This window comes from Nocardia caishijiensis NBRC 108228 (genome assembly GCF_001612825.1).
GTDB classification, from domain to species: Bacteria; Actinomycetota; Actinomycetes; order Mycobacteriales; family Mycobacteriaceae; genus Nocardia; species Nocardia caishijiensis.
In genome coordinates this window covers 151,345-175,643 of the sequence record NZ_BDBE01000012.1, presented here as the reverse complement: position 1 = coordinate 175,643, position 24,299 = coordinate 151,345, and the positions used below count along the sequence as shown (strand labels likewise).

Here is a 24,299-nt window from a genome sequence, read left to right as displayed (position 1 = left end):
TCAGATCGGCAACAACAGGGGGGCGACGGACCGAAGACACGCCCCATCGTCGCACCTCATCGACCCTTCGGTGCGCGATACCCCGAAATGTGAGTCCGAGCGGACTCACCCTGAGCTTCGCCTCTGGAGCGCCAGCGCACTCGGGTAGGGCGTTTCGGGCCCCTGATCTTCCACCCTCCTGGCACTCCTTCGTCGCGCCCTCCGGATCAGGGCGGGCCCCGCTGCGCTCGCCCCAGCATCTAGGGTGCTCTGATGTGACAGGTAGCGCGAGGCTGTGGGTTGCCGCGTACTGCGCGCTCCTCACGGCGGTGATCGTCGGCCCGCTGGCAGGCTCCGGGTATCTGCTGTTGCGCGACGCGGTGAGTACCCCGCGCTCCTATCTGACGGACTCGGCGCTCGGTCTCGGCGCGGCGGCACCCCGCGCGGTGCCCCAGGACGCGCTGCTCGCCGTGCTCTCCCCCGTCGTCGACGGCGGCATCCTCGTCAAGGCGATCCTGATCGTCTCCCTGTGGGCCGCCGGGTACGGCGCCGCGGCCCTCGCCCGTCAGTTCCTCGGCGCGACCACCGGCCCCCAACTCGTCGCCGCCACCCTCGCCCTCTGGAACCCCTTCGTCGCCGAGCGACTGCTCCAAGGGCATTGGAGTCTGCTCGCGGGATATGCGGCGCTGCCATGGGCGGCGTTGGCGGCGGCCCGCCTTCGCGACGCGTCGACCGGCGTCCGCCGCTACGACCACAGCCGCACCGGGGGAAGCTTCGCCGCGAGTACCGGGCGGGATTCGACGGCCCCGACCGGCGCCGACCGCTCGCGGTCGGCGGAGATCCGTGAATCCGATACCGGCCTCGTCAGCTCGACCCCGAGACGCCTCAGCAGCAGGGCCGACTCGGAATGTGCGAGCGGGTCGACTGTCAGCGCACGCAGCGGTGTTCAGGACCAGCGGGTCGGCGTGGGCTCGTGGGCTGCGCTGGTCGCGGCGTTCGCGGCGGCCGGATTGACGCCGACCGGGTCGTTGTTGGCGGCAGTGATCGGGTTGGCGCTGGTCGGGCGGCGGAATTGGGTGCCCGCCGTGGCACTGTGGGTGGCGACTTGCGCGCCGTGGTTGACGGCCACGGCGTTGGGGTCGGGGGCCGAGCCGTCGGATCCGGCCGGAGTTTCGGCGTTCGCGGCGCGGGCGGAACCATGGTTGGGAACGCTGGGCAGTCTGGCCGGGCTCGGCGGGATCTGGAACGGCGAGGCAGTGCCGGGAAGTCGGACGACACCGGTGGCCTTCGTCGGCACGATGTTGCTGCTCGGGATCGTCGCGCTCGGGGTGCCCGCCGTGTGGCGGCGCGGACGCGGGTGCCGGTCGCTGCTGGTTGTCGCGGCGGTGGCCGTGGTCGTGCCCGCGCTCGGCGCGACCAGCGCAGGGATCGCGGTCGGGGAATGGTCGGTCGGGCACGTGCCCGGGGCGGGGTTGTTGCGTGACAGTCAGAAATACGTGGCGCTCGCGATGCCCGCGTATGTGCTGTGCGCGGCGGCTGCCTGCACGACCGTGCTCGCTGTCGTGCGGCGGTTCGCGCGGTCGAGTCCCGACGAATCCGCGAGCCCCGACCTGGCCACTCCGATCGCGAACGGATCACCCAGTTCCGAGCTGGACCCGACCGGGGAACCCGCCGCAACCACACCTCGGGTGTCGGACACCGGATGCCCTCGTCGTTCTGATGCTGGAACAGCGGCTGTCGCAACACTTTTCATCGGCCTGCTCGTTCTCCCGCTGCCCGATCTCGCCTGGGGCGTCGGCGACGAGATGCGTCCCGTCCACTACCCCGCCGGCTGGGCAGAGGTCGTCGCACACGTCGACGGTCCCGGCGACGTGGCAGTCCTGCCCGCAGGCATGTTCCGCCGATTCCCCTACAGCGGAACACCTCCCGTCCTCGACCCAGCACCCCGCATCCTCCCCGCCGACGTCCTCCAGACCGGCGAACTCCGCGTCCGCGGCTACGCCGTAGCAGGCGAGGGGAATCGCGCCCGCACGGTGGAAACCGCCCTGCTCGAAGGAGCCCCCGCCACCGACCTGGCCGCCCTCGGCGTCGGCTGGATCCTCGTGGAACGCACCACCCCCGGCCCCCTCGGCGCCTCCCAGAACACCCTGGCCACAACCCAACTCACCTACGAAGACACCGACCTAGCCCTCTACCGAGTCCCCGACCCCACCCCCACCGACACCGCAACCCCCACCCAACGCCACCTCTCCACCGCCGCCCACCTCCTCTGGGCCACCCTCCTCGCCGTCGCCCTCCTGACCGCCGCCTTCCGCCGAAACCCCCACTGACGGAGTGTCATCCGGCGAGGCGCCGCGCGCCGCCCGACACACCGCATCAATACCCGTGCAGCCCAGCAACGAATCTATGTTCGCTCGCTATGGTCACCGCACAGCACGAGGCTATGCACCGGATCTTCCGGCACGACGCGCGCACCTTCGCCCGCGTCTTCCACGCACTCGACCTTCCCTTCCCCGACCCGATCGAGGTCGAACACATCTCGGTCGACCTCACCGAGATAGAGCCCATCGAACGCCGGGCGGACACGATTCTGCGGATCGTCACGGCAGAGTCCAGCTTCTTGCTGGTTGTCGAGGCACAGAGCAAGAAGGAGCTGAGCCGCCCTCGCGCCTGGACCTACTACCTGGCCTACCTCGAAGCGAAGTATCAGATTCCCGCCGTTCTCGTTGTCGTGTGCCGCAGCGAGGCCATTGCCCGTTGGGCGCAGGGACCTCACAACCTCGGCCATGCGACTTGGCCGTGCATGGTGCTGCGACCACTCGTGCTCGGCCCCCACAACGTCCCGGCCGTCACGACGGCCGAAGCCGCCGCCGCAGACCTGCCGTTGGCAGCCCTATCAGCGATTACGCACGCCACAAGGCCTGAGATCGGTGCGATACTGGAAGCGCTTGCCGCTGCCCTGCGGCTCGCGGGTGACCGAGACGATGCGCAGATCTATGCCGAACTTGTCGAACTGGGCCTCGGTCGAACGCGAGGCGCCCGAATCTGGAGGAAGTTGATGTCGGTAGACCTGTCGTTCTTCCGCTCCGAGACATCGCAGCGGATGCGTGAAGAAGCCCGTGCCGAAGGGCGCGAAGAAGGGCTCGAAAAAGGCGTCTCGGAGAGTGTTCTCCGGATTCTGCGCCGACGTGGAATCAAGGTGTCGTCGGCTGCCGAAGACAAGATCGTGGCGTGTCACGACCGCGCCCAACTCGGCGAATGGCTCGATCGGGCGATCAGCGCCCAGACCGTGGACGACGTGTTCAGCGACTGAGCATCGGCCTGTCGAAGGTGCGACAACCCGATCTTCAGGTCGACGATGGTTCAGCGATTGACGGCTGAGGGGGCTACGAGGCCGGTGGTGTAGGTTCCCCGGGCGGCGGCGGCGAGGACTTCGTAGACGCCGGAACCTGTTTGTTCCCAGGAGAATTCGTGGGCTCGGGCGCGGGCTTTCTCGCCCATCACCGCCCGGGTCTCCGGGTCGGCGAGGAGGTCGGCGGCGGCTCGGGCCAGGGCGGGGGCGTCGTCGACGAGCAGGCCGGTGACGCCGTCGACGATGGAGTCGGTGAGGCCGCGGGAGCTGCGGTAGCCGATGGTCGGGACGCCGTGCTGGGCGGCTTCGATGACGGCCAGACCCCAACCTTCCTTGCGCGAGGGCATCACGTGCACCCACGCGGTGGACAGGATCTCGTGCTTGCGGCGTTCGTCGACGTGGCCGTGGAAGGTGACGGCGTCGGTGATCCCGAGTTCCTCGGCGCAGGCGCGCAGGTTCGGCGCCCACCAGCCGTCACCGATCACGTCCAGGTGTACATCGGGGAAGCGTTCGCGCAGCGCGGCGACGGCGGTGAGGGCGTCCTCGATCTGCTTGTGCGGGACGAGCCGGGACAGCACGGCGACGCGCGGATGGGTCGCACGCGTGCGCTCGCCACCGGGCACGACCTCGGCGGGCACCGGTTCGGCACCGTTGCGGACGACGGCGATGCGTTCGCGATCCACCCCGAGCACCGACAGTTCCTCGGCCGAGGGCAGCGACACCGTGAGGTACTGGTTGTCGCGGTGCACACGCGGCGACAGCTTGGACTCGATCCACCAGCCGATCCGCCCGACCAGCCGCCCGGCGACCGGCCACTGCTCACGATGCCCGTGATGCACGAGCACCACCGACGGCACACCGGTCACGGCGGCGAAGAACGGGATGCCGTTCTGGGTGTCGATCACGACATCGGGCCGGACGCCGCGCAGCGGGCCGACACCGAGCCGACCAGCGAGGATGGCGGCCAGTGCGCGCGGGTACACGGTGAAGCGACCACCGGCGCGGCTGACGTCGATACCGTCGATCCGCTCGCGGCGCGGGGCACCGGGGTACCCGGCCGTACGCAGGGTGACCTTGACCCCACGGGCCGCCAGTTGGGCACCGACCTGCTCCAGGTACCGCTCACTGCCGCCGCCCTGTGGGTGCCCCGTGTCACGCCAGCACAACAGGAGGACTTCACGCACGGTCGGGCTCGCAATCGGATCGGCTTCGGACAAACGTCGGCCACCACCCTAGCGGGTGTGGCCCACGCGACACGGCAATATCACCGCCGAACCCGCACACGGCCGCGATGCGCCGCCGCCGAGCCCCTAAACTCCTGCCGTGCCGACCGCATCCCCGCCGAGAACCGACCAGCCGGGCCGAGCCCCCCGCTTCGCCCGCCGCGCCACGCTGCGCCGCTCGCTCCGTCTGCTGACGAGCTTCCGGTTCGAGCAGTCCGACCCGGCCAGGTTCTACGGCGGCATCGCGACCGACAGCGCCGAGCTGATCGACGACTTCTACGCCGACAACACCGGCCGCGATCTCACCGGGACCGTGGTACTCGACGTCGGTGGCGGCCCCGGCTACTTCGCCGACGAGTTCACCGCACGCGGCGCCCGCTATGTCTCGGTGGAACCCGACCCGTCGGAGATGCACGCCGCGGGCCTGCGGGTGGCCGGTTCGGTGCGCGGCTCGGGCATGGCACTCCCGTTCCGCGACAACGCCTTCGACGTGTGCTTCTCCTCCAACGTCGCCGAACACGTCCCCGAGCCCTGGGCGATGGCCGACGAGATGGTCCGCGTGACCAAGCCCGGCGGCCTCATCGTGTACTCGTACACGGTGTGGCACGGGCCGTTCGGCGGGCACGAGACCGGACTGTGGCATTACCTCGGCGGCGAGTACGCGGCCCGCAGGTACTTCCGAAAGCACGGTCGTGAACCCAAGAACAGATTCGGCAGATCACTGTTCGCCGTCACCGCGGCCGACGGTTTGCGCTGGGCGGCAACGACACCGGCGGACGTGCGAACCGTTTTTCCTCGTTATCACCCGCGTTGGGCGTGGTGGTTGGTTCGGATTCCGGTGATTCGCGAGCTACTCGTGAGCAATCTCGTTGTGGTTGCGACGAAACGGTGACTCAGGCCAGCCAGCTCAGTCGCCGCGTCCGGCGCACCGGCTCGGGTAAAGCGCTGGCCCACGGGGATTCCTGAATCGCGAGGCCGACGGTCTCCAACGTGGTCAGGCCGACCTGATCGGCGAGCGCACCGACCATCGCGACCGCCTCAGCGGCCTGAATGGCGGCAGTTGCCTGCTCGATCGTCAGTGTGCGGCCAGGAAGGAATGACACAACCCATCCTCCACTGCCAACACTCTTCGCTTGATGGTCGGTCTGGTCGCTGGTCATCAACGATCGGCCGATCACTTGCACAGCCATGAGTCGGTCTCCCCAATTCGCTGTTAAGGTCCGATGAATCGAGCGAGCTGATCAGTAGCTAAAGCATCCCCTTTTCACCACGAGAACGCAATAGTGCGTTTCCCCGAAAAGCGAACCGACGGGTTGGAATTCGCGCGCTTCAGAGCCCCTGCGACCAGGCAAAGTAGAACGTGTTGCAGACAATCCGGCCGCGAAACTGTAACGTGTTCTCATGCACTACGACAGTCTGTTCATCGGCGGCAAGTGGACCACCCCGGCCGGTAGTGACCGCATTCCCGTGGTCTCACCGGCCACCGAGGAGACCGTGGGCAGCGTGCCTTCGGTAACGAAGGACGACGTGGACACGGCGGTCGCCGCGGCCCGCGACGCCTTCGACAGCGGACCGTGGCCCAAGAAGGATCCACTGGAACGAGCCGAAGTGCTCGGCAAGGCGGCTCGGCTCATCGAGCAGCGTTCGCCGGAATTGCTCGCCGCGCTCTCGGCGGAGATGGGCGCAACGACGGTAGGCGCCTTGACATTCAATCAAATTCCCGCCGTCGCGGCTCTCGACGCGTTAGTCTCGCTCGCAGAGACCTTCCCTTGGAACGAGACTCGGGTCGGCCCGTTCGGAACTACCCGTGTGTCACGGGAACCGCGCGGGGTCGTCGCCGCTATTACCGCGTGGAATGTTCCGATGTTCCTCGCGGTGAACAAACTCGCGCCCGCATTGCTCGCCGGGTGCACGATCGTGTTGAAACCGTCCCCCCTCACCCCGCTCAGCGCCAATATTCTCGCCGATATCTTCACCGAGGCAGGCGTGCCGGACGGCGTGATCTCGGTGCTGCCCGCCGAAGCAGAGGCAAGTGAATACCTGGCCGGTCATCCCGGCGTCGACAAGGTGACGTTCACCGGAAGTACCGCCGTTGGCCGGAAACTCGCGGCCATCGCCGGTGAACAACTCAAAACCGTTTCCCTCGAATTGGGTGGAAAGTCGGCAGCGATCATCCTCGACGACGTGGATCTGGCCGCCAGCATTCCCGTTCTCGCGTTCTCCGGCCTGATGAACAGCGGACAGGGCTGTGTGGCGCAGACCCGGATCCTCGCGCCGCGCAGCCGTTACGAGGAGATCCTCGACGCGCTCGTCGCCCACGTGAGCACCCTGAAGACCGGTGACCCCACCGATCCGTCGGTGCAGTTCGGCCCGCTCATCAGCGAGCGACAGCGCGAACGCGTGGAGGGCTACATCGCCAAGGGCAAGGCCGAGGGGGCGCGGCTGGTTCTCGGCGGCGGCAGGCCCGCCGGGGTGGATCGCGGCTGGTTCGTCGAGCCGACGATCTTCGCCGACGTGGACAACTCCAGCACCATCGCCCAGGAGGAGATCTTCGGACCAGTGCTGTCGGTGATCCCGTACGACACCGAGGACGAGGCCGTGGCCATCGCCAACGACTCCGTGTACGGACTGGCCGGCTCGGTCTGGACCACCGACATCGAACGCGGCGCGAAGATCGCCGCACGGGTCCGCACGGGCACCTACGCGATCAACTGGTACGCCTTCGACCCCACCGCGCCGTTCGGTGGATACAAGAGCTCCGGCGTCGGCCGCGAGAACGGGCCCGAGGGTCTCGACGCGTTCTGCGAGCAGAAGTCGGTGCTGATGCCGATGGGATGGACCGGCTAGTCCTCGGGCATCACGACCCGCAGTACCGGCTGGGCACGTACCTCGCCGTTGGCGGGCAGGTCGACCACATCGACGCGCCATCCGGGTGGCAGGACACGCTCCAAGCGACCTGCCACCCGGTGCAGTGGCGTGCTCGAGCAGGTGTCGTCCTCGTGGCGGGTCACCAGATCGGTCATGCGTCAACCACCTCTCAGCGTCGATCTCAGCGGAGTTAGCTCGGGGGATGGTGCGACGTTCACAGAAACCTGACTGGGAATATAGGTGACGGCGATTCCCTTGCCCCAGCGACTCTCTGTCATCGAAAGATGTACCCGAAATCAGCGCGGGGAAATCTTCCCAATTTGTGCCCATTAGGAAACTTCGCGCCCGGAAACAGGGGCAACGCAAAACCGCCCGCACCGAAATCGGTGCGGGCGGTTCGACTTCAGTGTCAGCCGAGGCGCTGCTTGAGTGCCTCGAACTCGTCGCGAACGCCCGACGGGAGGCGGTCACCGATGAATTCGAACCACTCCTCGATCGACGGGATCTCCTGACGCCACTCGTCGGCGTTCACCGCGAGGGCCTCCTCGACATCGGTCTGGTCGACATCGAGGCCGTCCAGGTCGAGGTCGGCGGCGGTGGGCACGTGACCGACCGGGGTGGACGACGCGCCGGACGAACCCTCGATCCGGCCGACGATCCACTCGAGCACGCGGGAGTTCTCACCGAATCCGGGCCACAGGAAGCGGCCGTCGGCGCCACGACGGAACCAGTTGACGTAGAAGATCTTCGGCAGCTTGGACGAATCGGCGTTCTTGCCGAGCTCGATCCAGTGGTCGAGGTAGTCGCCCACGTGGTAGCCGAGGAACGGCAGCATCGCCATCGGATCGCGGCGGACGGTGCCGACCTGGCCCTCGGCGGCGGCGGTCTGCTCCGAGCCCATGGTCGCACCCATGAACACGCCGTGCTCCCAGCCGAACGACTCGGTCACCAGCGGAACGGTGGTCTTGCGGCGACCGCCGAACAGGATGGCCGAGATCGGCACACCCTGCGGGTCGTCCCACTCGGGGGCCAGGATGGGGCACTGCGACATCGGGGTGCAGTAGCGCGAGTTCGGGTGCGCGGCATGCGTGCCCGACTCGGGGGTCCAGTCGTTGCCCTTCCAGTCGATCAGGTGCTGCGGGTCGCCTTCCAGGCCCTCCCACCACACATCGTTGTCGTCGGTCTGGGCGACGTTGGTGTAAACGGTGTTGCCCGCGTCGATGGTTGCCATCGCGTTGGGGTTGGAGCTGTGGTTGGTGCCGGGCGCCACGCCGAAGAAGCCGAACTCCGGGTTCACCGCGTACAGGCGACCGTCCTTGCCGAAACGCATCCAGGCGATGTCGTCGCCGAGGGTCTCGGCGCGCCAGCCGGGGATGGTCGGCTGGATCATCGCCAGGTTGGTCTTACCGCAGGCGCTCGGGAACGCGGCGGCGACGTAGTAGTTCTTGTTCTCCGGCGAGATCAGCTTGAGGATGAGCATGTGCTCGGCAAGCCAGCCCTCGTCGTGGGCCATCGCCGAGGCGATCCGCAGCGAGTAGCACTTCTTGCCGAGCAGCGCGTTGCCGCCGTAGCCGGAGCCGTAGGACCAGATCTCGCGGTCCTCGGGGAAGTGGGTGATGTACTTGGTGTCGCTGCACGGCCACGGCACGTCGGCCTGGCCCTCGGCCAGCGGGGCGCCCACGGAGTGCAGGGCCTTCACGAACGGACGATCGGTGCCGAGCTTGTCCAGCGCGGCCTGACCCATGCGGGTCATCACGCGCATCGAAACCACGACGTACTCGGAGTCGGTGATCTCCACGCCCAGCTTGGGGTCCTCGGCGCCGAGCGGGCCCATGCAGAACGGCACCACGTACATGGTGCGGCCCTTCATCGAGCCGCGGTACAGCTCGGTCATGGTGGCGCGCATCTCGGCGGGGTCGACCCAGTTGTTGGTCGGACCGGCGTCGGCCTCGGTCTTGGAGCAGATGTAGGTGCGCGATTCCACGCGGGCCACATCGGAGGGGTCGGACAGGGCGAGGAAGGAGTTCGGTTTCTTCTTCTCGTCGAGCTTCTTGAAGGTGCCCGCCTCGACCAGCTGCGTGGTCAGACGATCCCATTCCGCGTCGGAGCCGTCGGCCCAGACGACACGATCAGGCTGAGTGAGCTCTGCGACTTCCTGTACCCAGGCGAGCAGTTCACTGTGCTCGGTCGGCGCGGTGCCGTCGGATCCACGAAGACCAGGAATGGTCGCTGAGGTCATGAAAACTCTCCTGAGATGGGCGGGGGCGCCACCGTGGCGGGAAGACGTCCGGCAGCGAACCAGCCACCACGCAACCCCAATGGACGGCGTACAGGGCCGCACACGGACGGAGGCCGCGCATCGACTGGCACGGAGCAGGACGCCCAGGTTCCTGCTTAAAGGTTAACGCGATATGACGATCGATAAGGAATCGGGTTCGCCCAACCTAGTACCCATCGGCGGGTGGACCAATCGTTCTCGTCACACCTTGTCGAGGGTTTCGATATCGCGTTCGCAGGCGGAAAGCTGCGCCGGACGCTCCGCCACGAGACGCCGGACGAGCGCGTCCAGCTCGGCGATCCGGCGGTCCACAGCCACCGCCCGCGCCGTGGATTCGCGGACCACATGCTCGGCCAGCTCGGCCTCCACGTCCACCAGCACCGCCGCGACACGCTGCTCGAGCTGGGCTTTCACATTCACCAGCGCCTCGGAGACCCACTGTGACATGTGCCCGCGTTCGGCGAGTTGCCCGCGCGCCCGCACCACCCAGGCCGCCGCACCGGCGCCGAGCAGCAACGCCACCGGCACGCTGGCCACGTCGAGGGTCGGCACCAGCGACAGCGGCGCGACGATCAACCGGCCTAGACCGACACCCGCCGACGCGCCGAGCGCGATCACCAGGTGATCTTCGACACCACGATGCCTCGGCGAGGGTTCCGGACCGACCCGGGGCGCCGCGTCGTAGCGGCGCGGGGCCGGTGCGGCGGTGCCGACACGGCGCGCGGTCTCGAGCACGCGCTCATCGATGACGGCGTCGACCGCCGCCGACAACTCGCCCGCGGCCTGCTGCAATCGCTCGGGGTAGGCGCGCAGTTCGGTGCGATCGCAACGGTCGAGATCGGCGCGCGAGCGCATGTGCAGGGCCCGCACCATGGCCCCCACCTCGGTCGACAGGTCGACGCGCGCCAGTTGCACCTGGCTGCGCACCGCCGCGAGGCCGGTCTGACGGCCACCGTCGCGGTCGGCGAGCAGGGCGACCCGCTCCTCGCGCAGGCGCGCGGCATCGGTGCCCGCGCGCAGGGCGGTGATCTGCTCGGTGATGCGGGCCCTGGTGTCGGCCAGCACGCGGGCGAGCACGGCGGCCCGGCGGCGGGCACCGTCGACCGGGGTCTGCGCGGTGGCCGCGGCGAGAGCTGCGTGCAGGGCGCCGAGACCGGAACGGTCGAGCAGGGCGGAGTCGTCGGCGGCGCGGGCGGCGGCGGCCAGCCGGGCCGAGACGGGGAGGATCTCCAGCTCGGCGGCGCCTCGGTCGGCGAGCAGGGCGAGGCTGCGTTCCCGGATGGCACGCCAGTCCTGGTAGGCGTGGAAGCCGTTCATGGCGAGCAGGATCGGTGCGCCCGCGTCGCGCAGGCGGTCGATGAGGGCGAGCAGGTCGGCGCCGATCACGCTGCCCGCGTCGAACAGGATCAGGGCCGGGGCGGGCTCGGTGATCGGGGTGGCGGGGTCGATCAGGTCGATGTGAGGTTCGAAGCGGGCCAGTTCGGTGCGCAGCAGGGTGGTGTTGGCGTCGTCGGGGGCGTGGAACAACACGCTCGCGGCGGCGCCGGAACCGGCCATCGCCCGCAGCAGGGCCTTGCCCTGCGGATTCCACCGCTCGATGACGGCGTCGACGTCGGCCGTCAGGGCGGCCGCGTCAGAGTCCGGCACTGCTCATCCGCTCCCAGGCTCGGACGTATCCGTTGTGCACGCGCAGGGCGGCGCGGCGGGCCGAGGGCGGCATGTCGCTCGAGACGACGGCCCGCCAGCGGGTGGCGCGCGAGAGCGCCTCGTCGGCGTCACCCGGCGCGGGCGAGGGATACCCGGCGGCCAGATGCGCGACCTGCGGACAGGCCAGACCCGCGCACAGCCCGATCCACAGCGCCTCGTCACCGACCAGGTACTGCTCGATCAGCGCGCGGGCGCGACCACCGTCACCGGGGACGGCCCGCGCGGCCAGCCGGACCAGCTCGTCGAGCAGCTCGCCGCCGCGCACGGCTTCGACCTGCTCGTAGCGACGGTGGACCAGCCGGTGCAGCGGGTCGATGCCGCCTGCCGAGTGCAGGATCTGGATCAGCGCGGCCGAGGTGAGATCCGGGTCGGCGCGCAGGGCGGTGAGCGCGCAGTCCACGCCGTAGAGATCCCAGTTCTCGATCAGGCGCCTGCGCGCGTCCTGGTCGGAACCCGCGCCGATGAACAGCTCCGCCGCCAGCACCGACGGCACATCCGGGCCGACCGCGAGCCTGCGCAACTCGCTGAGGTCGGCCGCGCCGACGCTGCCCGCACGGGTGCGCGCCGCCAGCGACGCGACCACCGGAACCACCGGCAACCGCAGCTCACGGGCGAACCGTTCGGCGGCGGCCACGGCATCGCCCCAGCGTGAACCCATGGCGTCGGCCTTGTTCAGCACCACGATGCTGCGGTCCCTCGGCAACGTTTCCAGCACCCGCAGATCGGCCGCCTGCGGGGCACCCGCCAGCACGTACACCACCAGGTCGCCGTCGAGCACCGGATCGGGCAGCCCCGGCTGGTCGACCGGCTCGGTTTCCTGGGCCGACAGCAGGGCCAGCGCCGCGAGGACCGTTGTCCGACCGCTCAGCGCTCGCCCCGCCACCTGGATTCGCAGCGGCCTGCGCCTGCGCCGCACCGCCTCCACGAGCCGTTCGGCGATCGCCGGGTCGGTTCCCCCACCTGCGCCGAGATCCGAGATCAGCTGATCGAGCTGGTCGGATGGCCGTGTCTGTGCGGTCGTGGTCGCTGTCGGCATGTGCGCGCACCCCCTTTTCGGAGGGCATTCTGTCAGATCCGGCGTGAGGCGGCTGCGACGTAACTCCGCGCATGCTGGACAATGGACGACGTGAACGACGCCGCCAACCACCCTGTCGAGTCGGTTCCCGGGCCGCCGTCCACTGCCCCGGAGCACCTGAAGCTCTCGGAGATGCCGAACGAAGCGGGCCGCCGCTCGACCACCGGCTCCCGCCTCTACCCCCGCGTGACGAGCTTCCGCTCCCGCCGAGGGGCATTGACACCCAACCAGCAGGCCTCCTGGGAACGCACCTGGCCGGTGATCGGCCGGGACGTGTCCAACGAGCCCGTCGACGCCGACGCCTGGTTCGGGCGCAGCGCCCCGCTGGTCATCGAGATCGGCTGCGGAACCGGCACCGCGACCGCCGCCATGGCGAAAGCCGAACCCCACCTCAACCTCATCGGCATCGAGGTCTACAAACCGGGCCTGGCCCAGCTGGTCCAGCAGGTGGAACGCGAGGAGATCGGCAACATCCGGTTGCTGCGCGGTGACGCCGTCGACGTGTTGGAGAACATGGTTGCCCCGGAGTCGCTGACCGGTGTGCGCGTGTTCTTCCCCGACCCGTGGCCCAAGGCCCGCCACCACAAGCGCCGACTGTTGCAGGCACCGACCTTCGCGTTGATCGCCAGCAGATTGCGGCCGGGCGGCGTGCTGCACGTGGCGACCGACCACGCCGACTACGCCGAACACATCCTCGAAGTAGGCTCGGCCGAACCGCTGCTCACCGGCCTGAACGACACCACAGGTGGCGACAGCGCGGCCAACCGCCACACCGCGCCGATCGGGTTCGACCGGCCGGTCACGAAGTTCGAGGGCAAAGGTCTGCGTGCCGGAAGCGTCATCAACGAGTTCATATGGGGGAAGATCGAGAGATGAGCGTGAGTGAGATCGCCCCCGAGATGCCGGAACTCGACCAGTCAGGTGCCGGCGCCGAGGCGTTGAGCGGTTCCGGGCCCGATGTCCGGCGTGTCCTGCTCGTCTGGGACGCGCCGAACCTCGATATGGGACTCGGCGCCATCCTCGGTGGACGTCCCACGGCCGCCTATCGTCCCCGCTTCGACGCGCTCGGCCGCTGGCTGCTGGCGCGCACCGCCGAGCTGTCGGTCGGTTCCAAGACCCGCATCGAAGCCGAAGCAACTGTCTTCACCAATATCGCCCCCGGCACCGCCGACGTGGTCCGGCCGTGGGTCGAGGCCTTACGCAATGTGGGTTTCGCGGTCTTCGCCAAGCCGAAGATCGACGAGGACTCCGACGTCGACGCCGACATGCTCGCCCACATCGCCCTGCGGGCACGCCACGGCGGGCTCGCCGGAATCATGGTGGCCTCCGCCGACGGTCAGGCCTTTCGTGAACCGCTAGAGGCCATCGCCGCCAAGGGAACCCCAGCTCAGGTACTCGGATTCCGTGAGCACGCGAGTTGGGCTGTCACTTCCGATACTCTCGAGTTCGTCGACCTCGAGGACATCCCGGGAGTTTTCCGGGAACCGCTACCGCGGGTGAGCCTCGATTCGCTGCCCGACGAGGGCGCATGGTTGCAGCCCTTCCGGCCGCTTTCTGCGCTACTCACATCTCGCCCTGGTCAAGGAGTCGCTTAAGTGTTCACCCGCTGGGGCGATCTGGTCTATCGGTTCCGATTCGCCGTCATCGGTGTGGTCGGGGCCGCGTTGTTGGCGCTCGGTGGTTTCGGCTTCGGGCTGGAAGACCACCTCAGTTCCAGCGGGTTGGACGATCCGAATTCGGAATCCTCGCAGGCCGCGCGGATTTCCGATGGCGCGTGGGGTCGTAACCACGATTCCGACATCGTCGTCATGTACAACGCCCCCGAGGGCAAAACGATCGATGACCCGGAATTCAGCCAGAAGATCGTCGAGAATCTGGCCGGTCTGACGGCGAAATATCCGGATTCGATCGACAGCATCGTCGGTGCGTATTGGCGTATCGACGGCAAGGTCCCGACCGTGCCGTCGACGTTCGGGTCCAAGGACAAGAAGCACGCCTTCACGGCGATCCGGCTCAAGGGCAGCAACGATACCGAGACCCTGCGCAGCTACCGCGCGACCAAGGGCGCCTTCGAAGTTCCGGGCGTCGATACCGAGGTGTCCGGCCTGCAGGGCATGGCGGGCACGCTCAACGACACCATGGCGCACGACACCAAACGCATGGAATTGTTGGCGATTCCGGCCGTCGGTGTGCTGTTGTTCTTCATCTTCGGCGGTATCGTCGCGGCCGCTCTACCGCTCATCATCGGCGGGCTCACTGTGATAGGTGCCAACGGCATCATCATGGCGTTGACACATTTCACCGAGGTCAATTCCTTTGTCAGTGGTGTCGTGTCGATGATCGGTCTCGGGCTGGCGATCGATTACGGCCTGTTCATAGTCAGCCGTTTCCGCGAGGAATTGGCCGAGGGATACGACACCCATGCCGCCGTGCGCCGTTCGGTGATGACCGCCGGACGCACTGTCGTGTTCTCCGCGACGATGATCGTGGCCAGCCTCGGCGGCATTCTGCTGTTCCCACAGGGCTTCCTGCGTTCCATCGCCTACGGCACCATTGCGACGGTCAGCCTCGCCGCGCTCACCGCCATCACGATTCTGCCCGCGATGTTGGCGATTCTCGGCCCGCGGGTGGACATGCTCGGGCTGAAGTGGTTCCGCAAGGACAAGACCGCTGACGAGATCGAGAACGGTTTCTGGGGCAACCTGACGCGCTGGGTGATGAAGCACCCGCTCAAGATCGCTATTCCGATCACCATCGGCTTGTTGCTCCTCATCATCCCGGTGAAGGACCTGGCCTTCGGCGGCATCAACGAGAAGTACCTGCCGCCGGACAACGAGACGCGCCTCGCGCTCGAACACTTCTACGAAGTGTTCCCGATGAAGAAGACCGACCCGATCGAGATCGTCTTCGTCGGTGAGGACACCAATGCGATCGGCGCCGCGTGGAAGGCCGCCAATCAGGCGCCTGGCCTCGTCGGCCCCTTCGGCGTCCCGTCCACGGCCCCGACCGACAAGACGATCTATCGCACATCGGCGACCCTCGTGAGTTCCGACGACGCCGATCAGACCATCGACTATCTCCGGGCCATCGAAACGCCCGACAACGTGCAGATGTATGTGGGCGGCCAGCCCGCGATCATGAAGGACAGCATCGACGCGCTGCTCAACCGCATGCCGTTGATGATCGCGCTGGTGCTGCTGGTGACCACGATCCTGATGTTCCTGACGTTCGGATCCCTGGTGCTGCCGATCAAGGCCGCGGTGATGAGCGCGCTCGGCCTCGGCTCCACGCTCGGCATCCTGACCTGGATATTCATCGACGGTCATGGTTCCGGGATCCTGAACTTCACGCCACAACCGATCAGTGCGCCGGTGCTCGTGTTGATCATCGCGATCATCTACGGCCTGTCGACCGACTACGAGGTCTTCCTGCTGTCCCGCATGGTCGAAGCGCGTGCACAGGGTGCGTCCACCACCGAGGCGGTGCGCATCGGTACCGCCCAGACCGGGCGCATCATCACCGCCGCCGCGCTCATCCTGCTGGTGGTCACCGGTGCGTTCGCGTTCTCCGATCTGGTGATGATGCAGTACATCGCCTACGGCATGATCGCGGCGCTGTTCATCGACGCGACCATTCTGCGCATGCTGCTCGTGCCAGCGATCATGAAGCTGCTCGGCGACGACTGCTGGTGGGCGCCCAAGTGGATGAAGCGGATCCAGGAGAAGATCGGGCTGGGCGAACCCATCCTCGACGACGAACGCCCGGACAAGGGCGCAGTCGTCGACCTGGTCAAAACCACCCCGATCACCGACCCGCCGACCATGCAGATGGTCTCGGTGCCCGACGCGAAACTGGCCAAGACTCCGCGTCGTCCGCGTACGGTCGCCGAGATCGAGGCCGAGGCGCCGACCCAGCGGATCGACAAGGTCACCGAGTCCGCCGAACCGGCGCGTCCGAGGTTGCCGATGTCGCCGGATCCGACTCGGCCGCGTGCGTCGATGCTTTCGGGTGAGCCCACCCGGGTGCTGCCGGTCGTGCAGCCCGGTGGAGCGAAACCGGCTGACGCCGATGATCAGCCGACTCAGATGCTGCCCGCGGTGAAGCCGAATTCGCCCGCACCCGACGCCGGGTCCGGTGCCGGGTCTCATGCGAACGGTCGGGGTGCGGGCGCGGATGCCGCGCCGGTGGACCCGGCGACCGGGCGTCGTCCCGTCCTACCCGATTCCAGCGCACCGGGTTCGGCTCCCGGTGGGCCGCGTAGAGGTGAGGGCACTTCCGAGCCAGGGGCCGATGGTGTGATCGGCACCGCGCCTGCCGTCGATGGTGTGAACGGCGGTCTCGATCTGCCCGACGTGCGGAGCAGCGAGCCCGCACCGCGTGGTTCCGAGCGGGTTCAGCCGCCTGCGGGTTACGGCCCGTCGACGCCGCGAGTTTCGACGCCCGGCAGCCCTGTCGGTGGCGAAACCCCCAGGGACGCAGCTGAATCCCGCCCGAGTATCGTGACGCCCGCTCGCCCGCGCCGCGTCGACACGCCCCCGGCGACCACGCCGCCGAGCATCGTGAATCCGCCGACACCCCGTCCAGGGTCCCGCGGGTCCGACTTCCCGGCAAGCGGAACCTTCAACGGATTCACCCCACTCCCGCGCAACGGTGTGGACGACTCGGCCAACATCTCCGACGACGCACCGAACACTGATCGGTCAAGTCAGCAGGCATCGGAAGATGTTGCGCGCGAATCGAACTCGCAGGGGTTCATGCCGCCCCAGGCCGATCTGACGGCGACTCCCGGTGCGCACCGTGCCGACGCGCAACCGGCCGCCGAACCCGTATCCGACCTCCCGGAATTCCCCGACCTGCCGATGCGCCGCCCCGCCCCCGAGGAACGCGACGCGCAGCCGGAGAACCCCGCCCAGAACGTTTTCGGCACTCCGGTGCCGGTCGAGCCGCAGACCTCGTGGACCGACGGTGGTGCGGAGGGCGCGCCGACCACGGAGGCTGCGGAACCGCCCATGTCGGCGGGTGCGTCGTCGATGTGGGCGTCGATCGACAGTGCGCGGCGGTCCGCGCAGCTGGGTGCCGCCGACAACGCGCAGCCGAACCCTGTCGACCGGGCTTCATCCGCACGGGAACAGGGTGCCGCGCAATCGGATCCTGTTCGCACGCCGAATGTCGGGCCGCAGCAGGTCGCGCCGCCGGGATTCACCCCGGTGCCCGCGCCGGAATCGGCCCGGCCCGGTCCCGGCACCCCGGCGGAGGAACCCGAAACGGCCCCCTTCACCGCCGGTGCGCACCTGCCCGGTGAGGGCGATGCGGCGGACGCCGATCAGGGCGTCCCCGGTGTCCACCCGAACGGCGAGAACGCAGGTGGCTGGCAGGCGCCGCCCGGATTCACGCCGATTCCGAATTCCGATGCGGCGGTGGCACCGTCGCCGTCCGCCCCCGTCTCGGAGAACGGATCAGCGGCGACCACCGAGGACGACCCGCAGGCGGAAACCCGCACGGAGATCGAGAATTGGATGGCGCAACTGCGTTCGTCGCGCCGGGGCAGTGATCCGGTCGACGAGGGTCGTCACCACGGTGACGACGAGCGCACGGTGAGTGTCAACGAACTCCTGCGCCGTCGCAACGACGAAACCTCGTAAAGCGCACTCCACCTGAGACTCCGGCCACGGCTCCGTAGGAAACCGTGGCCGGAGTTCTGTCGTCGGGCCGACACCACCCGTAGCGAGGCGTGAGGCGGCTCCGCTTGGACTACCGCACGATCAGGATGTCGAATCGTCCCGGTCAGGGCTGGCGAAGGCTTGCGCGTAGCGGGTTCCGGTGAGGAGCAGGAGGGTACCGACCGCCAGGAAGGCTGCTACCCGCACCAAGCCGGACAGGGTGGCCAGGTCGAAGAGGAAGAGTTTGGCCAGGGCCGCCGCGACCACCACCAGACCGGAGACCAGATACACCTTGGCGACGGCGGGCGCGGTCCGCAGCATGCGGAGTCCGACGAAGAGGGCGGCGGTCGCGGCGACCATCCAGATGATGGTCGCGACGCCGTGGCCGACGAGGAAACCCTCTGTCCCGCCGAGGGTTACGCCCGTCGACACCGCCACCACGAGGACGAAGTAGAGACCAGCGACGCTGACGATGATCCACGTGCCGGTGCTGAGCGCGTCGGTTCCACCGCGCAGCCGCCGCACGGTCCAACCGACCAGTGCCGCGGTAGCGAGACCGAGGAGCGCGGCCGCTGCTGTGGAACCGGTCAGATGCCGGATCGCAAGGCTCTGTGCCGCAAGGATTTCCGGGTTGGCGATCGCGAAGAGGACCAGTCCACCGAGCAGGGCGAAGGCGACGCCGAGACCGGCGCAGACCCTGGTTCGCGTGGCCGCGGCGACGCCGAGGAACGCGAGCCCGACCGTGAACAGCGCGGTCGGCAGCAGCCGCGACTCGCCGCCGGTCGCCATCGTGCAGGTCTGCAGCAGCGCGACCGCGCCGGTGAGCGCCGCGACCAGACTCGTATGACCCGGGATGCGCAGGCGAGCAGCGACTTTCGGACGAAGTGCGGTCGCGCCCACCGTGAGCAGCGCTGCGGCAAGGACGCCGGTGATGCACGCGGAGATCGCTCGATCGAACAGGAGGGCGGCGGCAAGCACCGGCAGCGCGGTGAGGGCGACGGTGACGCCGGCCGTGATGTCGTCACCCCGACGTCGCACCGTGAGCAGGGCACCGGTGATCCCGACCACCGCACACGCGATCGCCGCGACCAGCAGCCCTTGCCGCTGCGCCACCTCCTCCCCGGAGATTCCCGCTTCGAAGCCGTGGATCGCGATCAATCCGAGCGCCGTCAGGACCACCGGCAGCGTGCGCGCCACGTGCAGCACCGGCCAGTCCCGCCGCATCTGCACCGGCACTCCCGCAGCCTGCAACACCACGAGAAACGCGAGCAACATCAACCCACTCGCCACCGCGGGCGACAACACCGCCGCCCCGACGACGACCCCCACCGCCAACGGCTGCGACTGCCACCGCATCGCCAACCCGACGCCCGCCAGCGCGACGAGCAACGCCACCGCGAGCCCCACCCCACCCGGCACCCAGCGGTAGAACCCGGTCACCGCGACAACATCCAGATAGACCCCCGCGATACCGGTCGAAACCAGCGCCAATCCGCCGACCCGTCCCCCGGCCCGCCCCATCACCCGACAGCCCGCCGCCACGAGCGCGACCGAAATCGCCCCACCCGCGACAACTCTCGCCACCGGCCCGAAGAACCCGGCTTGCGCCGCCAGCACCAGCAACATCAACACCCCGATCAAGGTGACGCCCGCCCCGGCCACCGCCAGCACCCGCGCGATCACCCCTTCCCGCTGCCACCACGCAACCCGAGGTTCCACCCCGCCCCGCCCCCACCCACCAGCCCCGCCAGCCCAGGCACCGCGCGGCGGCGGCACATACGCCCCCGTCGGCATATGCGCCCCCGCCACCGATGCGCCCCCCGGCACCGTCGACTCGAACATCCCAGGATCCGACGAAACGAATTCAGCTCCCATCGCCCCCGGACTCGACTGGCCTTGCGCCGCAGAACCTTCGACGGCGTCCCGCTGTCTCCCATGGGCTCGATCGACCGGGTGACCCATCGCAGCCCGATCGCCAGAAGTCCGGAGATCACCACGAACGGCGGCCACACGCGCCTGGGCAAGCAACCACCCGGCAGATTCGTGTCCCGCGCCCGGCGTTCCTACCGATCGCTGCGCGGTCAACGACCGCTCGACCAACTGTTCGCGCAGCACCCCCAGATCCGCACCGACACGACCCAGCCGGGCCCCGAGGGTCGTCAATTCTTCGGAAAGGCGTCCGACCAGCGCGGGATCAATGGCATTCATGACCTCATGGTCCGCGCATCCCGGTCGCCGAGCATGAGTAGAACCACCCGGGTCGGGTGGTTCTTCCTACGCGATCACTGCCCGAGGAAGCGCCGCCACTGCACCAGGAGGGGGTACTTGGCGGTGACCGAGCCGAAACGGACGCGACCGTGGACCACCAGGTGCAGTGGGCCGATGGGCGGACCGGTGCGGACGCGGTTGTTGGCGCTGGAGCCGACGAGGGTGAGGCCGTTGAGGTCGACGGTCGCGGCGGCGGGCACGAGCAGGGTGAGGCTGGTGCAGTAGTCGTCGACCTGGATCTCCACGACCTGGGTCTGCATCACCGCCGAGGTGAAGTCGAGGGTGACCCCGGACATCAGACCGTTGAGGTGCAGTCGCGGCGGCACCTGCCAGGGCCCGCGCCGCTGCACACTCGACATCCTGCTGCGGATGACCCCCGGATTGCTGCCACCGGGCACGGGCGTGTGGCGGGGTTTGGGCATGGCGGCCGGTTGGGGGGCGCCCGCGATACGCATGCCGGGCAGGTCGACAAGGACGGCGTTCAGTTCGCCGCGCGTCTTGGCCGCGAGCGCGGTGTCCATCCGCTCGGTGAACTCGCCGAGCGACAACATGCCGAGGCCGACGGCGCGCTGGAGCAGCTGGCCGACGTGCTCACGTTCGGAATCGGAGACGCGCAGGTCGCGATCGCCGACCGGGGCCGCCGTCGGCGTACCTGGAACGAAGGCGCTGGGAGCGAAGAGGGAATCGGGACCACCCATGTTTCGAGGCTAGCCAGGAACCCCGCACCGCGCATCAGGGCAAACCCCCAATTCCGTGTCCTACTCGAGGCCCTGTTCGATGGCGTAGCGGGTGAGTTCGACCCGGTTGGCGAGCTGAAGTTTGCGCAGCGTGGCCTGCACATGGTTTTCGACGGTGCGATGCGAGAGGTTGAGCCGCGCGGCGATCTGTTTGGCCGACAGCCCCTTGGCGACCATCCGCAGCACCTCGGTCTCGCGCTCGGTCAGCGAGGGCCGGTGCGGTTGATCGGGGGCGGCGGGCGCGGTGGCCATGCGCCGGTATTCGCCGAGCACCACCCCGGCCAGCCCGGGCGTGAACACCGGCTGACCGGCGGCGGTCGCGCGCACCGCGTCGATCAGTTCGGCCGCCGACGCGCTCTTCACAAGGTACCCGCTGGCCCCGGCTTTGATCGCCTCGAGGACGTCGTCGCGTTCGTCCGACGCCGAGAGCACGAGTACGCGACTGTCCGGCGAGACACGGAGCACCTCGGCGGTCGCGGTCGCGCCGTTGCCGTCGGTGAGCTGCATGTCCATCAGCACCACGTCGGGGCGGACGGCGGCGGCGCGGCGGGTGGCGGTGCCGACGCCGTCGGCGGTCGCGGCCACGGTGAACCCGGCCTCGGTGAGGTCGCGCGACACGCCTTCGCGCCACATCGGATGGTCGTCGACCACCATCACGCTGATGTCACCCATCGCTGCTCCTAGCTCGCTCGGTGCGCCGGGTGGCGCGGGATCCGGAATTCCCATTCGGTGCCGAAGTCCTCGCTCAACAGTTCGGCGGTGCCGCCGAGTTCGGCGATGCGGCCGACGATCGATCGCGAAACACCCATCCGCCCTTCGGCAACGGCCTCGGCCAATCGGCCCGACGCGATGCCGACGCCGTCGTCGCGCACGCTCACCACCAGCATGTCACCGGTGTCCTCCAGCAGCACATAGGCTTTCGCCGCCGCACCGGCATGCAGTTCCACATTCGACAGCGCCGTCGCCACTGCGGCCGAAATCTCTTGGGCGACAAACCGTCCGACGAGTACCGGATCACCGGGCGTGGCCACCGAGACCGTGGGTGTGGCGCGCGCCGTGAGCAACGGCCGCAGGTCGACCTCGGCCGCGCCGGAATCCGCTCGATCACCCTGTTCGGAGAGCAGCACCCGCAGCGCCACCTCCTGCTCGGCGGCGCGCTGGGCGAGTTCCGTTGCCGCCCCGCCGATCTCACCTCCGCGACGTTTGATGTAGGCGAGCACCTGCAACACCCCGTCGTGCACCTCACGGGCCAGGCGCTCGCGTTCCTGCGCGGCGGCGGTGATCCGCAACGCCCGTTCCAGTTGCCCTTGCGCGCGGCGCGCGGTGTTGGCGGCCAAGCCGAGCGCCAACCCCACCGACACCAGCACGGGCGCGGTCGCGTCGCCCCACACGTCCTGGCCCCACTGGTCACGCACCGTCACCACCACGGCCGACATCGCCAGCCCGGCGACGACTCCCGCCACCGGCCCGCGCAGAATCGCCATCGAGATCACCGAGTTGGCGATCCACAGGGTGGTCGGCAGGGTCTGATGACCGTGGTACCAGTCGTAGTCGGCGACCAGCCGGGTCGAGGCGATCAGCAGCACCGTCACCACCTGGTCGCCGATCACGACCCACCCGCGGATCCGGCTGGTCGCCTCCGGGAAGTACCACTGCGACAGCAACAGCGCCGAGGTGCCCGACCAGATCGCCATGAGCGCGATCAGCACCCAGCTGAGCCGGGGGTGCTGGTAGTAGGGCGCCGACGCGATCTGCTGACCGATCGCGTACAGCAACGTGACCAGCCGGAACGCCTGGGCGGCCCGCCACAGGGGCGCGGTCGCGGCGTCGGCGGAGCTCAGCTCAGCTGTGTGGGTCCGCATCGCCGGACTCGTTCGTCGCCGCCTCGGCCTTGCGCAGTCGCGCGGTCACGTCGAACCGACCGGGCTCGGGTTTGTCGGGTTCGGCGTCGAACAGGCCGCCGTCCCGCGCACCGGCGAGCTCGCCGTACGCCTCCTCGGGCGTGTCCGCCAACAGGTAGCGAATCGCGGTGTTGCCCACCGCGATCAGCGGCACGGCCAGCAGCGCGCCCGCGATGCCGCCGACGACCAGGCCCGCGGTGATCGCGAGCACCACGGCCAGCGGGTGGATGCTCACCGCGCGCCCGAGCAGCAACGGTTGCAGCACATGCCCTTCCAACTGCATCACCGCGATGATGATGCCGAGCACGATCAGCGCGGTGACGAAACCCTTGGTGACCAGGGCGATGAACACCGCGACGAACCCGGCGACCACCGCGCCGATGATCGGGATGAACGCGCTGATGAACACCAGCGAGGCCAGCGGCAACGCCAGCGGAACGTGCAGGATCGCCAATCCCGCGCCGATACCGATCGCGTCGACACCCGCGACGACCACGGTGGCGCGGACGAAGCCGACGAGCGTGCCGAACCCGAGTTCGCCTGCCGTGCGCACCTTTTCGCGGTGCGGTGTCGGCACCACCCGGGTGATGAAGTTCCAGATCTGATCGCCGCCGTAGAGGAAGAAGATCAGGATGAACAGGATCAGGAACGCGCCGGTGAGGATGTGTCCGATGGTCGTCGCGGTGGTGAGTGCCCCGCTGGTCAGGCTTTCGCGGTTGTCCTGGATCGTGCGCACGATGGTGTCACCCGCGCTGCGGATCTGCTGATCGCTCAGGTGCGCCGGGCCGTTGATGAGCCAGTCCTGCACCTTGTGCACGCTGTTGGTGACCTCGTTGGACAACGCGGGCACACCGTCGACGAACTGCTCGACGACGAAGGTCATGATCCCCGCGAGCAACCCGATCGACCCGATCAGCGCGACCGACACGCCGATCGCCCGAGGAATACCGACCCGCTGCATCCAGTCGACGAGGGGCGCGAGCAGCGCCGCCGCCAGCAGCGCGATGGCCAGCGGGATCACGACCGTCGCGAACTTCTGCACGAGCATCCCGAGCGCGATCAGCGTGGCGAAGATGATCAGCAGCCGCCAGCACCACGCCGCCGTTTTCCGGACCAGCGGATGTACTGCCTCGGCATCGGAACGCCACGGCGCGGACGCGGACCCGGAATCTGGCTTCTGGACGGTCACCCGAGAGAGCCTATCGGTCACAACGCTAGATTGGTTGTCGTGTCGGCGCCTCTGGAAGCGGT

At 68.6% G+C, this 24,299-nt stretch carries 17 protein-coding genes and 1 pseudogene; 7 read left to right on the top strand and 11 right to left on the bottom strand.

What is annotated here, in order from left to right; all coding sequences use genetic code 11:
* The first annotated feature begins 254 nt into the window (after positions 1 to 254).
* Positions 255 to 2,309, top strand: coding sequence for an MmpA family trehalose lipid delivery protein (locus NC7_RS03185; RefSeq protein WP_084457877.1), 2,055 nt, complete (start codon positions 255 to 257; stop codon positions 2,307 to 2,309).
* Positions 2,310 to 2,398: 89 nt separating this feature from the next.
* On the top strand, positions 2,399 to 3,292 hold the full coding sequence (locus tag NC7_RS03180; protein WP_067978409.1) for a hypothetical protein: 894 nt from the start codon (positions 2,399 to 2,401) through the stop codon (positions 3,290 to 3,292).
* A 50-nt stretch (positions 3,293 to 3,342) separates the two neighbouring features.
* On the opposite strand, the gene NC7_RS03175 is transcribed toward NC7_RS03180, so the two are convergent.
* Complete coding sequence (locus NC7_RS03175; RefSeq protein WP_067978606.1) at positions 3,343 to 4,515, bottom strand: glycosyltransferase family 4 protein; 1,173 nt, start codon at positions 4,513 to 4,515, stop codon at positions 3,343 to 3,345.
* A gap of 139 nt (positions 4,516 to 4,654) precedes the next feature.
* Here NC7_RS03175 and NC7_RS03170 point away from each other — a divergent pair, with 139 nt between their 5' ends.
* Positions 4,655 to 5,446, top strand: coding sequence for a class I SAM-dependent methyltransferase (locus NC7_RS03170; protein ID WP_067978406.1), 792 nt, complete (start codon positions 4,655 to 4,657; stop codon positions 5,444 to 5,446).
* A gap of 1 nt (position 5,447) precedes the next feature.
* Here the strand turns inward: NC7_RS03170 and NC7_RS03165 are convergent, their stop codons facing one another.
* Positions 5,448 to 5,744 carry a hypothetical protein gene (locus NC7_RS03165; protein ID WP_067497182.1) on the bottom strand — a complete coding sequence of 99 codons (297 nt, stop codon included), beginning with the start codon at positions 5,742 to 5,744 and terminating at the stop codon, positions 5,448 to 5,450.
* 211 nt (positions 5,745 to 5,955) lie between these two features.
* Here NC7_RS03165 and NC7_RS03160 point away from each other — a divergent pair, with 211 nt between their 5' ends.
* Complete coding sequence (locus NC7_RS03160; protein ID WP_067978403.1) at positions 5,956 to 7,401, top strand: aldehyde dehydrogenase; 1,446 nt, start codon at positions 5,956 to 5,958, stop codon at positions 7,399 to 7,401.
* Here the strand turns inward: NC7_RS03160 and NC7_RS03155 are convergent.
* From NC7_RS03155 to NC7_RS03140, 4 genes are all read right to left on the bottom strand, one after another.
* Positions 7,398 to 7,577: a hypothetical protein gene (locus NC7_RS03155; protein ID WP_067978399.1), complete on the bottom strand. Its 180-nt coding sequence runs from the start codon at positions 7,575 to 7,577 to the stop codon at positions 7,398 to 7,400. The two genes, NC7_RS03160 and NC7_RS03155, sit on opposite strands and share 4 nt — an antisense overlap.
* 254 nt (positions 7,578 to 7,831) lie before the next feature.
* On the bottom strand, positions 7,832 to 9,661 hold the full coding sequence (locus NC7_RS03150) for a phosphoenolpyruvate carboxykinase (GTP) (RefSeq protein WP_067978397.1): 1,830 nt from the start codon (positions 9,659 to 9,661) through the stop codon (positions 7,832 to 7,834).
* A 240-nt stretch (positions 9,662 to 9,901) separates the two neighbouring features.
* Positions 9,902 to 11,347 carry a hypothetical protein gene (locus NC7_RS03145; protein ID WP_067978395.1) on the bottom strand — a complete coding sequence of 482 codons (1,446 nt, stop codon included), beginning with the start codon at positions 11,345 to 11,347 and terminating at the stop codon, positions 9,902 to 9,904.
* Positions 11,334 to 12,443 carry a hypothetical protein gene (locus NC7_RS03140; RefSeq protein WP_067978390.1) on the bottom strand — a complete coding sequence of 370 codons (1,110 nt, stop codon included), beginning with the start codon at positions 12,441 to 12,443 and terminating at the stop codon, positions 11,334 to 11,336. Before NC7_RS03140 ends, NC7_RS03145 begins: the two co-directional genes overlap by 14 nt.
* A 171-nt stretch (positions 12,444 to 12,614) precedes the next feature.
* Between NC7_RS03140 and trmB the strand changes: the two genes are divergently transcribed.
* The 3 genes and pseudogenes from trmB to NC7_RS30630 all read left to right on the top strand — a co-directional run.
* On the top strand, positions 12,615 to 13,358 hold the full coding sequence (trmB, locus tag NC7_RS03135) for a tRNA (guanosine(46)-N7)-methyltransferase TrmB (RefSeq protein WP_236573221.1): 744 nt from the start codon (positions 12,615 to 12,617) through the stop codon (positions 13,356 to 13,358).
* Entirely contained in the window at positions 13,355 to 14,077 is a 723-nt protein-coding gene (locus NC7_RS03130; RefSeq protein ID WP_067978385.1) for an NYN domain-containing protein, read from the top strand. The genes trmB and NC7_RS03130 overlap by 4 nt, the downstream gene beginning before the upstream one ends.
* Positions 14,078 to 16,243: pseudogene (locus NC7_RS30630) on the top strand (MMPL family transporter); the annotation flags it as partial.
* 2,001 nt (positions 16,244 to 18,244) lie between these two features.
* On the opposite strand, the gene NC7_RS03120 reads toward NC7_RS30630, so the two are convergent.
* From NC7_RS03120 to NC7_RS03100, 5 genes are all read right to left on the bottom strand, one after another.
* On the bottom strand, positions 18,245 to 19,861 hold the full coding sequence (locus NC7_RS03120; protein ID WP_236573153.1) for a DUF2339 domain-containing protein: 1,617 nt from the start codon (positions 19,859 to 19,861) through the stop codon (positions 18,245 to 18,247).
* A 563-nt stretch (positions 19,862 to 20,424) separates the two neighbouring features.
* On the bottom strand, positions 20,425 to 21,108 hold the full coding sequence (locus tag NC7_RS03115; RefSeq protein ID WP_084457873.1) for a DUF1707 SHOCT-like domain-containing protein: 684 nt from the start codon (positions 21,106 to 21,108) through the stop codon (positions 20,425 to 20,427).
* A 60-nt stretch (positions 21,109 to 21,168) separates the two neighbouring features.
* Positions 21,169 to 21,819 (bottom strand): response regulator, encoded by a 651-nt coding sequence (locus NC7_RS03110; protein ID WP_067978381.1) that lies wholly within the window; start codon positions 21,817 to 21,819, stop codon positions 21,169 to 21,171.
* Positions 21,820 to 21,827: 8 nt separating this feature from the next.
* Positions 21,828 to 23,009 carry a MacS family sensor histidine kinase gene (gene macS, locus NC7_RS03105; protein WP_067978379.1) on the bottom strand — a complete coding sequence of 394 codons (1,182 nt, stop codon included), beginning with the start codon at positions 23,007 to 23,009 and terminating at the stop codon, positions 21,828 to 21,830.
* Positions 22,990 to 24,237 (bottom strand): AI-2E family transporter, encoded by a 1,248-nt coding sequence (locus NC7_RS03100; RefSeq protein WP_067978377.1) that lies wholly within the window; start codon positions 24,235 to 24,237, stop codon positions 22,990 to 22,992. Before NC7_RS03100 ends, macS begins: the two co-directional genes overlap by 20 nt.
* Positions 24,238 to 24,299: the final 62 nt, after the last annotated feature.

What these genes read in the sequence shown, in the direction of transcription:
- NC7_RS03180 (WP_067978409.1), top strand. Translation starts at nt 2,399, where the DNA reads ATGGTCACCGCACAGCACGAGGCTATGCACCGGATCTTCCGGCACGAC.
- NC7_RS03165 (WP_067497182.1), bottom strand. Translation starts at nt 5,744, where the DNA reads ATGGCTGTGCAAGTGATCGGCCGATCGTTGATGACCAGCGACCAGACC.
- NC7_RS03160 (WP_067978403.1), top strand. Translation starts at nt 5,956, where the DNA reads ATGCACTACGACAGTCTGTTCATCGGCGGCAAGTGGACCACCCCGGCC.
- NC7_RS03155 (WP_067978399.1), bottom strand. Translation starts at nt 7,577, where the DNA reads ATGACCGATCTGGTGACCCGCCACGAGGACGACACCTGCTCGAGCACG.
- NC7_RS03150 (WP_067978397.1), bottom strand. Translation starts at nt 9,661, where the DNA reads ATGACCTCAGCGACCATTCCTGGTCTTCGTGGATCCGACGGCACCGCG.
- NC7_RS03140 (WP_067978390.1), bottom strand. Translation starts at nt 12,443, where the DNA reads ATGCCGACAGCGACCACGACCGCACAGACACGGCCATCCGACCAGCTC.
- trmB (WP_236573221.1), top strand. Translation starts at nt 12,615, where the DNA reads ATGCCGAACGAAGCGGGCCGCCGCTCGACCACCGGCTCCCGCCTCTAC.
- NC7_RS03130 (WP_067978385.1), top strand. Translation starts at nt 13,355, where the DNA reads ATGAGCGTGAGTGAGATCGCCCCCGAGATGCCGGAACTCGACCAGTCA.
- NC7_RS03115 (WP_084457873.1), bottom strand. Translation starts at nt 21,108, where the DNA reads ATGGGTGGTCCCGATTCCCTCTTCGCTCCCAGCGCCTTCGTTCCAGGT.
- NC7_RS03110 (WP_067978381.1), bottom strand. Translation starts at nt 21,819, where the DNA reads ATGGGTGACATCAGCGTGATGGTGGTCGACGACCATCCGATGTGGCGC.
- macS (WP_067978379.1), bottom strand. Translation starts at nt 23,009, where the DNA reads ATGCGGACCCACACAGCTGAGCTGAGCTCCGCCGACGCCGCGACCGCG.